Genomic DNA, 11,879 nt, shown 5'->3' with positions numbered 1-11,879 from the left:
TCGGCGACGGTGATCTCCAGGAGAACGCCGGCGACGGGGGAGGGGATCTCGGTGTCGACCTTGTCGGTGGAGACCTCGAGCAGCGGCTCGTCCTCCGCGACCTCCTCGCCGACCTCCTTCAGCCAGCGGGTGACGGTGCCCTCGGTGACCGACTCGCCCAGCGCGGGCAGCACGACGTCGGTACCGGAGGCGCCACCGGCGGCCGGGGCGGGGGCGGCAGCCGGCGCACCGGTGCCGTCGTCGATGACGGCCAGCTCGGCGCCGACCTCCACCGTCTCGTCCTCGGCGACCTTGATGGAGGCCAGGATGCCGGCGGCGGGCGAGGGGATCTCGGTGTCGACCTTGTCGGTCGACACCTCGAGCAGCGGCTCGTCGACCTCGACGCGCTCGCCCTCGGCCTTCAGCCAGCGGGTGACAGTGCCCTCGGTGACGCTCTCACCGAGCGCCGGAAGGGATACGGAAACCGCCATGGTTTCTGTTGCTCCTTACGAATGTGCAATGCGCGGCGCGCAGTGCGGAAGTCTGTGGTGGTCGGTCGTCGCGCCCAGATGCGACAGGCGGCAGCGAGGGTCAGTCGTGCGAGTGCAGCGGCTTGCCCGCGAGGGCCAGGTGGGCCTCGCCGAGCGCCTCGTTCTGCGTCGGGTGGGCGTGGATGAGCTGGGCGACCTCGGCGGGCAGCGCTTCCCAGTTGTAGATCAGCTGGGCCTCGCCGACCTGCTCGCCCATCCGGTCGCCGACCATGTGGACGCCGACCACGGCACCGTCCTTGACCTGGACGAGCTTGATCTCGCCCGCGGTCTTCAGGATCTTGGACTTGCCGTTGCCCGCCAGGTTGTACTTCAGAGCGACGACCTTGTCCGCACCGTAGATCTCCTTGGCCTTGGCCTCGGTGATGCCGACGGAGGCGACCTCCGGGTGGCAGTAGGTCACGCGCGGCACGCCGTCGTAGTCGACGGGCACCGGGTTCAGACCGGCCAGCCGCTCCGCCACCAGGATGCCCTCGGCGAAGCCGACGTGCGCGAGCTGGAGCGTCGGGACGAGGTCACCGACGGCCGAGATGGTCGGCACGTTGGTCTGCATGTACTCGTCGACCAGGACGTAGCCGCGGTCCATCGCGACGCCCTGCTCCTCGTAGCCGAGACCGGCCGAGACGGGGCCACGGCCGATGGCGACGAGGAGTACCTCGGCGTCGAAGGTCTTGCCGTCGGCGAGGGTCACGCGGACGCCGTCCTGCGTGTACTCGGCCTTCTCGAAGAACGTGCCGAGGTTGAACTTGATGCCGCGCTTGCGGAACGCGCGCTCAAGAAGCTTGGAGCTGTTCTCGTCCTCGACCGGGACGAGGTGCTTGAGGCCCTCGATGACGGTGACGTCGGTGCCGAAGGACTTCCACGCGGAGGCGAACTCGACGCCGATGACGCCGCCGCCCAGGATGATCGCGGACTGCGGGACGCGGTCCAGCGTCAGCGCGTGGTCCGAGGAGATGATGCGGTTGCCGTCGATCTCCAGACCCGGCAGCGACTTCGGCACGGAGCCGGTCGCGAGGAGGACGTGGCGGCCCTGGACCCGCTGGCCGTTGACGTCCACGGACGTCGGGGAGGACAGCCGGCCCTCACCCTCGATGTACGTCACCTTGCGGGAGGCGACGAGCCCCTGCAGGCCCTTGTACAGGCCGGAGATCACGTCGTCCTTGTACTTGTGGACGGCGTTGATGTCGATGCCCTCGAACGTGGCCTTGACACCGAACTGGTCGGCCTCGCGCGCCTGGTCGGCGATCTCGCCGGCGTGCAGCAGGGCCTTCGTCGGAATGCAGCCGTTGTGCAGGCAGGTGCCGCCGAGCTTGTTCTTCTCGATCAGGGCGACGTCCAGGCCCAGCTGCGCTCCGCGCAGGGCCGCGGCGTAACCGCCACTGCCACCGCCGAGGATCACTAGGTCGAAAACGGTGCTGGCGTCGTTCGCCACGTCACGTCCTCCATGCATGTGCGCCGTACGCCGGTCTCCAGTGACCGGGCGGCGGCTGGTGTCCGGCCGCTTTTTTGCTTCGGCCCTGTGGTGGGGGCCCTGTCCTGCCGTCCCCCATCCTCGCACTTGTCGAAGGCATGCGGGACGTCGGGCCGGGGTCTGAGACGGCGGTTACACCGGAAACAGGTGTGCCAAGTGGTGCGAACCCTGCGGATTTCGTCGAAAGCGAACAGCCCCGGGTGCGGTGCACCCGGGGCCGTTCGACGACGTGAGAGCCGACGTGGGAGCCGACGTCAGGAAGGGATCAGCCGAGGTCGCCCGCGGCCGTCCGCTCCGCGAGGCGGACCAGCGTACGGACGGCGGAACCCGTGCCGCCCTTCGGCGTGTACCCGAACGGGCCGGCCTCGTTGAAGGCCGGGCCGGCGATGTCGAGGTGGGCCCACGTGATGCCCTCGCCGACGAACTCCTTCAGGAACAGACCGGCGACCAGGCCGCCGCCCATCCGCTCGCCCATGTTGGCGATGTCGGCGGTCGACGAGTCCATGCCCTTGCGCAGGTCGGCCGGGAGCGGCATCGGCCAGGACGGCTCGCCGACCTCCTCGGCGACCTCGTGGATCGACGTACGGAAGGCGTCGTCGTTCGCCATGATGCCGAACGTGCGGTTGCCGAGCGCCAGCATCATCGCGCCGGTCAGCGTCGCCACGTCGACGATCGCGTCCGGGGTCTCCTCCGAGGCCTTGGCGATCGCGTCGGCCAGCACCAGACGGCCCTCGGCGTCCGTGTTCAGCACCTCGACGGTCTTGCCGGAGTACATGCGCAGCACGTCGCCCGGGCGGGTGGCCGAGCCGGACGGCATGTTCTCGGCGAGCGCCAGCCAGCCGGTGACGTTCACCTCGAGGCCCAGGCGCGCGGCGGTGACGACGGCGGCGAACACGGCGGCGGCGCCGGCCATGTCGCACTTCATCGTCTCGTTGTGACCGGCCGGCTTCAGCGAGATGCCGCCCGAGTCGTACGTGATGCCCTTGCCGACGAAGGCCAGGTGCTTCTTCGCCTTGGAGTTCTTGTACGAGAGCTTCACCAGGCGCGGGCCCGACGCGGAACCGGCGCCGACGCCGAGGATGCCGCCGTAGCCGCCCTTCTCCAGCGCCTTCTCGTCGAGCACCTGCACCTTGATGCCGTGCTCCTTCGCCGCGACCTGCGCGACGGTGGCGAACGCCTCCGGGTTCAGGTCGTTCGGCGGGGTGTTGACCAGGTCGCGGGCGCGGTTGAGCTCCTCGGTCAGCGCCAGGACGCGCTCGACCTCGGCCTTGTACGCCTTGTCGCGCGGCTTGCCGCCGAGGATCGCGACCTCGGCGAGCGGCGCCTTGGCCTTCTTCGGGTCCTGCGCCGACTCCTTGTAGGCGTCGAAGGAGTACGCGCCGAGCAGCGCGCCCTCCGCGATCGCACCGGCGTCCTCGGCGTCCTCGACGGGCAGCGCGAACGCGGCCTTCTTCGACCCGGCGAGCGCGCGGGCGGCCACACCGGCCGCGCGGCGCAGCGCCTCGACCTCGAAGGCGCCACCGTCGTCGGTCTTCTCGGGCTCGGCACCGAGACCGACCGCCAGCACGACCGGCGCCTTGCAGCCGGAGGGCGCGGGGAGCTTGGTCACCTCACCCTCGCCGCCACTGGCGCCGAGGGTCTCCAGGACGGAGGCGAGCTTTCCGTCGAACGCCTTGTCCACGGCCTCGGCGCCGGGCGCGACGACCAGACCCCCGGTCTTGGTGGCGGAGCCCTTGGCGACACCGACGACGACGGCGTCGGCGCGCAGGTCGGTGGCCGCGGCGGTGCTGAGAGTCAGAGCAGTCACGGTGGTGAGGTCCCTCTTTCATCGGTGAGGCTGGCTTCGTTGCCGGGGCCGTGGGGTAGTTGGCCCGCCGGGGCCGAGCCTACGCCGATGGCTCGATCCATGCCCCGACAGGGCCCGGGACCGTCCGGCGCCGTCAGAGGGCCAGCACCACCAGCGCCGCCGTCCCCGCCACCTCGGCCACCGCCCCGAAAACGTCCCCGGTCACCCCGCCGAACCGTGCCACGCACCGGCGCAGCAGCAGCTCGGCCACCCCGCAGCCCACGACGACGGCGACCGCCCCCGGCACCGAGACGGCCGCGGTCACCGCGACGACCGCCACCCCGGCGAGCAGCGCGGCCCGCACCGACACGGTCCCGGCGACCGCCGCGCCGAGCCCCTCGGGACGGGCGGCGGGCACCCCGGCCCGGGACGCGAACGTCAGCGCGAGGCGGGCCGTCACCGCGCACACCGCCGCCGCCACGGCACCGTGCGCCCACGACTCCCCGTACAGCTGGGCGAGCACCGCCACCTGCGCGAGCAGCGCGAGGACCAGCACCACGACGCCGAACGGGCCGATATCGGACTGCTTCATGATCCGCAGGGCGTCCGCCGCCGGTTTCCCGCTGCCCAGCCCGTCCGCGACGTCCGCGAGCCCGTCCAGGTGCAGGCCCCGGGTGAGCGCGGCCGGCACCGCGACCGAGGCGACCGCCGCGAGCGGCGCACCCGCGCCCAGCAGCGTCAGCACCCCGCCGAGCGCGGCGGCGCACAGCCCCACGACCAGACCGGCCAGCGGCGCGCAGAGCATGCCGCCGCGGGCGGCCTCCCGGTCCCAGCGGGTGACGGTGACGGGCAGCACGGTGAGGGTGCCGAAGGCGAAGCGCAGGCCGTCGGGCAGGGAGACACGGGAGTTCGTTGCGGACACCGGGGGAGGCTACCCGGCACGGCCGTGCCGACGGGCGGCGCCCGCTCCCCGCCCGCACGATGGACCCATGGGCGACTGGTGGTACCGGAACATCACCGAGCCGGGCAAGCTGCCGCTGCTGCTCGCGCTGCTGTCGTTCGTCGCGACCTTCCTGCTCACCAGGACCGTGACCCGGCTGATCCGGGCCGGCCGCGGCCCGTTCCGCGACATCGCGCCGGGCGGCACGCACATCCACCACGTGGTGCCGGGCGTCGTGCTGATGGTCGCGGGCGGGTTCGGCGCGGTCGGCAGCGGCCGGCACGGCATCACCGCGTGCGTGTGCGCGGTCGTCTTCGGCGTCGGGGCGGGTCTGGTGCTCGACGAGTTCGCGCTGGTGCTGCACCTGGACGACGTGTACTGGAGCGAGCAGGGGCGGCAGAGCGTCGAGGTGGTGGTGCTCGCGGCGGCGCTGGGCGGCCTGGTGGTCTGCGGCTTCTCCCCGCTCGGCGTGAACGACATGACGCAGGAGGAGCAGCACGACCGCGGCACCCTCATCACGACGCTGGTCCTGAACTTCCTGTTCGTCGTGGTGACGCTGCTGAAGGGCAAGCCGAGGCTGGCGCTCGTCGGGGTCCTGGTGCCGGTCGTCGCCTGGGTCGGGGCGGTCCGGCTGGCCCGCCCCACCTCGCTCTGGGCCCGCCGCCGGTACCGGCGCCGCCCCCGCGCCAGGGCCCGGGCGACGCTGCGGGCCTTCCGGCACGACCGCCGCTGGAACCGGGTCAGCCGCCGTTTCCAGGATCTGGTCGGAGGCTTCCGCGAGCCGTCGAGCGCACGGCGCACACCATGAGCACCGCGCCGATCGCGGCGAGGTGCTCCTTGCCCGCGAGGTTCGGTTTGACCGCGCACTCGACGACCATCGCGAGGACGACGAGCGCGCCGGTGAACCGGGCCCGGTAGCGCCAGCACAGGTACACCGCGAGCCCGACGACCGCCGCCGACGGGCCGGTGTCGACGACCTGCGCGTCCGAGGCGGGCAGCCCGAAGGGACTGTCCGGGCCGATGGCGATGCCGACGCGCGCGTAGAGGGTGCCCGCGAGCGTGGCGACGTACGCGATCACGAGCGTGTGCCACCAGCCCAGACAGAGCTCCGCGATGCCGAACACCAGCAGGATCTGGGCGAGCGCACCCCACACGGGCAGGTCGAGGGCCGGCACGAAGAGGGAGAGCGGGGTGCGCAGGAGGGCCAGCCACAGCGGGTCGTCGGCCCGCACCGAGCCGACGTCCTGGACGAACTGATAGCCCCAGGGCTGGTTCTGGACGTACTGGAACGCGGCCGTCAGACAGACCGCGGCGATCGTCAGCGGGATCGCCCGCGGGCCGCGGGCGGTGATCCCGTCCCGCACCGCGGCGTACAGCGCGCCCCACTCCCTGCGGGCCGCTTCCCTCACGAACGCTCCAGGCGTCCGCGGCGCAGCCACTTCGGCAGTCCGGGCACGTCGAGGAAGCCCTCGGCGCGGGCCGACGCGATGCCGATGCGCGGCAGGTCGGCGCTCTTCTCGAAGAGCAGGAAGCGGGGCTCCCAGATGGGCCGGTACTTGGCGTTGGCCCGGTACAGCGATTCGATCTGCCACCACCGGGAGAAGAAGCTGAGCAGCGAGCGCCACAGGCGCAGCACCGGGCCCGCGCCGAGTCGCGAGCCACGTTCGAAGACGGACCGGAACATCGCGAAGTTGAGCGAGACCTGTGTGATCCCGATCTCCGGTGCGCGCTGCAGGAGTTCGATGACCATGAACTCCATCAGGCCGTTCTCGGAGTCGCGGTCACGGCGCATCAGATCCAGCGAGAGACCGTTCGGACCCCACGGCACGAAGGACAGCACCGCCTTCAACTCGCCCTCCCCGTCGGTGCATTCGAGCATCACACACTGGCCGTCCGCCGGGTCGCCGAGCCGGCCGAGCGCCATCGAGAAGCCGCGCTCGGTCGCCCCGTCGCGCCAGTCGTCGGCCCGCTTCAGGAGGTACGTCATCTCGTCGGCGGGAATGTCCTCGTGGCGCCGGATGCGGACCGTGTGGCCGGCGCGCTTGACGCGGTTGAACGCCTGGCGGACCGTGCGCATCGCCCGCCCATCGAGCGTGAACTCGTCCGTCTCCACGATGGCTTCGTCACCGAGTTCGAGCGCGTCCAGGCCGTGCCGGGCGTAGACCGTGCCCGCCTCCTCGCTCGCGCCCATCACGGCCGGGATCCAGCCGTGCACCCGGGCCTCGGCGAGCCACGGCTCGATCGCGCCCGGCCAGGCCTCCGGGTCGCCGATCGGGTCACCGGAGGCGAGCGACACCCCGCCGATCACCCGGTACGTCACCGCGGCCTTGCCGGTCGGCGACCACACGGCACTCTTCTCGCGGCGCAGCGCGAAGTAGCCGAGCGAGTCGCGCTCGCCGTCCTTGTCGAGCAGGGCGCGCAGCTTCGCCTCGTCGTCGGGGCTGAGCGGATCGACGGCCCTGCGCGAGCGGAACGCGGCGTAGACGACGGCGATGAGGAGCGCCGTGGACAGGATGTTGATGACGACGTTCACCCAGTTCGGCGTCGTGATGCCGGGGTAGTGCGCGTCGTTCGACGCGACCGAGATCAGCCGCAGGGTGCCGTACCGCCAGCGCTCCAGGAACGTCGAACGGTGCTCGTCGTGCGCGTGGTTGGTGACCGTGACGAGGAACGTCGCGAAGAGCGAGGTGACCAGCAGGCCGCCGACCGCGACGAGCGCCGCCAGCTTCGCGTTCGAGCGGTCGCCCTTCGCGTAGAACTCGCGGCGCCCGAGGAGCAGCGCGACGACGAACGCGGCGGTCAGGACCAGCGAGATCCAGTTCTGCGCGTACTGCCGCACCTCGGGGAAGACCATCACGAAGGCGAACAGCAGGAAGAACAGCCCGCTCAGGACGAGGTTGAGGATCCACGCCGCGCGCTTGCGGCGCCGCATCGTGACCGCCAGGAACCAGGCCACGACGGCGGAGGAGAAACCCGCCGCGAGGAGGTAGGGGGTGAAGTAGTTCTCCTCGTTGTGGCGGCGCAGGTCCTGCCCGAAGGAGACCCAGACGGCGCTCAGCAGATTGAGGAAGGTGACGACCCGGAGATACCAGACGGTGAATCCCGCGGCGCGTCGTGAGGTCGGTGTACTGGTCCGCGTATCTCCCATGACCTGGGAGCATATGGGGGCATTTGAGGGGTTCCCGGCTGCGGCGCCCCGAAAGGGCCGCGGGGAACTGTGCGCTCAGCCACAGAAAAGCCGCGGTCGCATCTGCTCGGTAGACGAGCAGACGCGACCGCGGCGTTTCTGACGGCTGAGCGCGCCCTAGTCGGACGACACGGGCAACTCCGCGGCCAGCGCGGCAGCGGCCTGCACCAGCGGCAGGGCCAGCAACCCGCCCGTGCCGCCGCCGAGGCGGACGCCCTGGTCGAGCAGCGGGTCCATGGCCATCCGGTCCAGCGCCTTCGCCTGGCCGGGCTCACCGCTGGTGTGCGCGGCCAGCCACCAGTCCGGCGCCCGGAACGCGACCCGCTGGCCGACCAGCGCGCAGGCCGCCGACACGACGCCGTCCAGGATCACCGGCGTACGGCGCACCGCGCTCTGCAGCAGGAACCCGGTCGCGGCCGCGAGATCGGCGCCGCCCACCGTCGCGAGCAGCTGCAACTGGTCGCCCAGGACCGGGCGGGCCCGGCGCAGTCCGTCACGGATCGCCGCGCACTTGCGCATCCACGCGAGGTCGTCGATGGGGTCGCCGCCGCGGCCCGTCACCACGGAGGCGTCGGTGCCGCACAGCGCGGCGATGATCGTCGCCGCGGCCGTCGTGCCGCCCACGCTGAGGTCGCCGAGCACCACCAGGTCCGTACCGGAGTCGGCCTCCTCGTCGGCGATCGCCATGCCCGCGCGGAACGCCGCCTCGGCCTCCTCCAGGGTGAGCGCGTCCTCGGTGTCGAGGCGCCCCGAGCCGCGCCGCACCCGATGGCTCACCACGGCCTTCGGCAGCTCCTCCGGCTCGCAGTCCAGCGACACGTCGACGACCCGCACCTCGACGCCCAGCCGCCGCGCGAGCACCGCGCCGGCGCTCGCGCCCTCGACGGTCTCGCGGACCAGATCGGCCGCGGTCCCGGCGGGCCGGCCCGACACACCGAGCTCGGCGACGCCGTGGTCACCGGCGAAGAGGATCACGCGCGGCTGCGTGACGGGCCGTACGGGCACGGCGCCCTGGGCGGCCGTGAGCCACTCGCCCAGTTCGTCGAGGCGGCCGAGCGCGCCGGGCGGAACGGCGAACCGGGCCCTGCGCTCCTCGGCGTCGCGGCGGGTCCCGCCGTCGGGGCGCTCGATCAGATCGGTGAAGTCGTCGAGATTCAGCGAGCTCATTCGCCGAACAGTACCGGCCGCGACGGCGGTCGGTGGGGCGGGCTTCCTGCGGCCGGTTACGCCATGCGATGCACTGGCTCCACAGCGTCATTGCATGGGCGTCGGGGATCCCTTACGTTCCGGTTCATATCGGATTGTCGTACCGCGATGTCCCCTCCGGTCTCCCGATCACCCGAGCCCCCGGTCCCCGTCCCAGCACCAGGAGTCGAGTCACCCATGTCCCCCTCAGCCCAGGCCGTGGCCGAGCGCCGCCCCGCCTACCTCACCGAACTCGCCCGGGGCACCGAACGCTTCCACGAGCCCCGCCGCCCCGACTGCCCCTGGTGCGGCTCCACGAAGCTGGGCACGCGGCTGCGCACCACCGACCTCCTGCAGCACAAGCCCGGCACCTTCACGATCGACCAGTGCCGCAGCTGCGCCCACTCGTTCCAGAACCCCCGCCTGACCCCCGAGGGCCTCAACTTCTACTACCGCGACTTCTACGACGGCCTCGGCGCCGACCAGGCCGAGCGGATCTTCGGCGCGCAGACCTCCACCGGGCGCCACCGGGCCGCCACCCACGCCCTCGCCCACTTCCTGGAGCCGGAGGCCTGGCTCGACGTCGGCACCGGCCACGCCCACTTCCCGGCCGCCGCCAAGGAGGTCCTGCCGTACACGGCGTTCGACGGCCTCGACATCGGCGACGGCGTCGAGGAGGGCCGCCGCCAGGGCCGCATCGAGGAGGCCCACCGCGGCTTCCTCACCGAACTCGCGCCCCGGCTCGCGGGCCGCTACGACGCGATGAGCATGTTCCACTACCTGGAACACTCCCTCGACCCGCGCGAGGAGCTCAAGGCGGCCCACCGCGTGCTGCGCCCCGGCGGCCACCTGATGATCGAGGTCCCCGACCCCGAGAGCCGCTACGCCGCGCTCCTCGGCAAGTGGTGGGTCTCCTACTTCCAGCCGCAGCACCTGCACTTCATCCCGCAGGCCAACCTCCGCGCCGAACTCGCCGCCCTCGGCTACACGGTCGTCGCCGTCGACCGCCGCGCCCCGCACGTCCCGCTCGACCTGACGGCGGCCTGCGCCCTGTTCCTCGGCCACTGCCTGCCCGCCGCCGACAGCCCGTGGCGCACCAGGACCCCCAGTGACGCCCAGCGCAGGCTGCGCCGGGTCCTGACGCACGCCTCGGCGCCCGCCCTCCTCGCCGCCCGGTCCGCCGACCGGCTGCTGGCCCCCCTGGTCAGCCGCACCGGCTTCGCCAACGCCTACCGCGTCATCGCGCGCCGCAACCCCGACGCCGGCTGAGCCCCCGTCAGCCGCGCAGCGCCAGCGCCTGGCCCGCCACGACCAGCAGCACGTGCTCGCACTCGCCCGCGAACGCCGCGTTCAGCCGCCCCAGTTCGTCGCGGTAGCGGCGCCCGGACGCGGTCGCGGGCACGATCCCCGAGCCGACCTCGTTCGAGACGGCCACGACCGTACGCCGGGTGCGGCGCACGGCATCGACGAGCGCGGCCACCTTCTCCCGCAGCGCCCGCTCCCCGCCCCCGGCCCACTCCGCGTCGTCCCAGGCCCCGACCTCGTCCATGGCGTACGTCAGCCACAGCGACAGACAGTCCACGAGCAGCGGCGCGGTGTCCTCCGCGTCGGTCAGGAGCGGGACGAGATCGCAGGTCTCGGCGGTCCGCCACGAGCCAGGGCGCCGCTCCCGGTGCGTGGCGACCCGCTGTGCCCACTCCGTGTCACCGCCCCGGGTGCCGCCCGTCGCCACGTACAGCACGTCGGGGAACGCTTCCAGGCGCCGCTCCGCCTCCACCGACTTCCCCGACCGGGCCCCGCCGAGCACCAGCGTCCGGCGCGGCACGTCGGGCACGTCCTCGTACACGCCGACGTCCAGCGTCGTCCCGTCCGGCACGGCCCGCGCGCCCGCCGCGGCGAGCCGCCGCGTCAGCTCGGGGCCCGGCGGCACGTCGTGGTCGAGGTGCACGGCGAGGACGTCGGTGGTCGGCCCGACGGCGCCCACGGACCGCAGCCTGGCCAGCGCGTCGGGCCGCCCGACCACGTCGGCGACGACCGTCTCGTACGGCTTGCGCGTCTCCTCCAGACCGGCGGGCGCGGCCCCCGGCGGCAGGTACAGCAACCGCTGGCCGTCCGGACCCACCACCTCGTACCCGGTGCCCGGCGCGTCCAGGGCGAGCGCCCGCACCCGGTGCCCGCTCATCAGCGCGAGCTCCCGGCCGTCCGGCACCCGGCCCGGCTGCGGCAGGCCCGCCGGGACCTCGACCGCGGGGCCGTCGTGCGGATGCGAGAGCAGCACCTGCCGTACGCCGCCCAGGCTGTGGCCCGCGCGGGCCGCGGCGAACGCGGCGCCCGGCGTCAGGTCGAGCAGCAGCGTGCCGTCGATCAGCAGGGCCGTCGCGGCGCGGGCGGCCGGGCCGAGCGCGGTCGCGCAGGCCGCGCACGGGCAGTCGGGGCGGGGCAGTCCGTCGGGGGCACCGGTGCCGAGCAGAGTCAGTTCCACAGGAAGATCCTCCCGCGCGGCTTCCGGCGCCGCGCGCCCGGCTAGGCTTCCAGGGACAACGACCTCTGGAGGCTGACATGGCGGCATGGACGTGGCGGTTCGAGAAGTCCGACGGCACGGAGGTGCCTCCGGCGGTGCAGCCGGAGGAGTTCACGACGCAGGGGGACGCCGAGTCCTGGATCGGCGAGTACTGGAAGGAACTGGCGGAGGGCGGCGCCGACCAGGTCACCCTCTCCGAGGACAGCACGGTCATCTACGGCCCGATGAGCCTCCATGCGGAGGACGCATCCGCTTAGACCGG

The 11,879-nt window shown here is 72.7% G+C and carries 11 protein-coding genes; 3 read left to right on the top strand and 8 right to left on the bottom strand.

All coding sequences use genetic code 11. The features are described 5' to 3' along the window. The 4 genes from M4J07_RS42620 to cobS all read right to left on the bottom strand — a co-directional run. Nucleotides 1-470, bottom strand: a 470-nt coding sequence (locus M4J07_RS42620) for a biotin/lipoyl-containing protein (protein ID WP_305128903.1), incomplete at its 3' end; no start/stop codon positions are given. Between the two features lie 100 nt (nucleotides 471-570). Further along, complete coding sequence (gene lpdA / locus M4J07_RS42615) at nucleotides 571-1,959, bottom strand: dihydrolipoyl dehydrogenase (RefSeq protein WP_255981673.1); 1,389 nt, start codon at nucleotides 1,957-1,959, stop codon at nucleotides 571-573. Nucleotides 1,960-2,263: 304 nt separating this feature from the next. Then, complete coding sequence (locus M4J07_RS42610; protein ID WP_255981671.1) at nucleotides 2,264-3,805, bottom strand: leucyl aminopeptidase; 1,542 nt, start codon at nucleotides 3,803-3,805, stop codon at nucleotides 2,264-2,266. Between the two features lie 133 nt (nucleotides 3,806-3,938). Next, a complete protein-coding gene (gene cobS / locus M4J07_RS42605; RefSeq protein ID WP_255981669.1) occupies nucleotides 3,939-4,706 on the bottom strand; it encodes an adenosylcobinamide-GDP ribazoletransferase in 768 nt (255 codons plus the stop codon). A 67-nt stretch (nucleotides 4,707-4,773) separates the two neighbouring features. Here cobS and M4J07_RS42600 point away from each other — a divergent pair, with 67 nt between their 5' ends. Continuing rightward, nucleotides 4,774-5,532 (top strand): hypothetical protein, encoded by a 759-nt coding sequence (locus M4J07_RS42600; RefSeq protein ID WP_255981667.1) that lies wholly within the window; start codon nucleotides 4,774-4,776, stop codon nucleotides 5,530-5,532. Here M4J07_RS42600 and M4J07_RS42595 read toward each other — a convergent pair. The 3 genes from M4J07_RS42595 to cobT form a co-directional block, all read right to left on the bottom strand. Further along, on the bottom strand, nucleotides 5,465-6,133 hold the full coding sequence (locus M4J07_RS42595; protein WP_255981665.1) for a hypothetical protein: 669 nt from the start codon (nucleotides 6,131-6,133) through the stop codon (nucleotides 5,465-5,467). The two genes, M4J07_RS42600 and M4J07_RS42595, sit on opposite strands and share 68 nt — an antisense overlap. Further along, on the bottom strand, nucleotides 6,130-7,872 hold the full coding sequence (locus tag M4J07_RS42590; protein ID WP_255981662.1) for a phosphatidylglycerol lysyltransferase domain-containing protein: 1,743 nt from the start codon (nucleotides 7,870-7,872) through the stop codon (nucleotides 6,130-6,132). The genes M4J07_RS42595 and M4J07_RS42590 overlap by 4 nt, the downstream gene beginning before the upstream one ends. A 156-nt stretch (nucleotides 7,873-8,028) precedes the next feature. Next, nucleotides 8,029-9,078 carry a nicotinate-nucleotide--dimethylbenzimidazole phosphoribosyltransferase gene (gene cobT / locus M4J07_RS42585; protein WP_255981660.1) on the bottom strand — a complete coding sequence of 350 codons (1,050 nt, stop codon included), beginning with the start codon at nucleotides 9,076-9,078 and terminating at the stop codon, nucleotides 8,029-8,031. 216 nt (nucleotides 9,079-9,294) lie between these two features. Between cobT and M4J07_RS42580 the strand changes: the two genes are divergently transcribed. After that, on the top strand, nucleotides 9,295-10,365 hold the full coding sequence (locus M4J07_RS42580) for a class I SAM-dependent methyltransferase (protein WP_255981659.1): 1,071 nt from the start codon (nucleotides 9,295-9,297) through the stop codon (nucleotides 10,363-10,365). A 7-nt stretch (nucleotides 10,366-10,372) separates the two neighbouring features. Here M4J07_RS42580 and M4J07_RS42575 read toward each other — a convergent pair whose 3' ends face one another. Continuing rightward, complete coding sequence (locus M4J07_RS42575) at nucleotides 10,373-11,578, bottom strand: bifunctional adenosylcobinamide kinase/adenosylcobinamide-phosphate guanylyltransferase (protein WP_255981658.1); 1,206 nt, start codon at nucleotides 11,576-11,578, stop codon at nucleotides 10,373-10,375. Nucleotides 11,579-11,655: 77 nt separating this feature from the next. On the opposite strand from M4J07_RS42575, the gene M4J07_RS42570 reads away from it, so the two are divergent. Continuing rightward, nucleotides 11,656-11,874, top strand: coding sequence for a hypothetical protein (locus tag M4J07_RS42570; RefSeq protein WP_255981657.1), 219 nt, complete (start codon nucleotides 11,656-11,658; stop codon nucleotides 11,872-11,874). Nucleotides 11,875-11,879: the final 5 nt, after the last annotated feature.

The sequence above is a fragment of the Streptomyces longispororuber genome (assembly GCF_024448165.1).
Taxonomy (GTDB): domain Bacteria; phylum Actinomycetota; class Actinomycetes; order Streptomycetales; family Streptomycetaceae; genus Streptomyces; species Streptomyces longispororuber_A.
The sequence above is the reverse complement of the archived record's forward strand: the minus strand, read 5'-3'. Positions and strand labels throughout refer to the sequence as shown.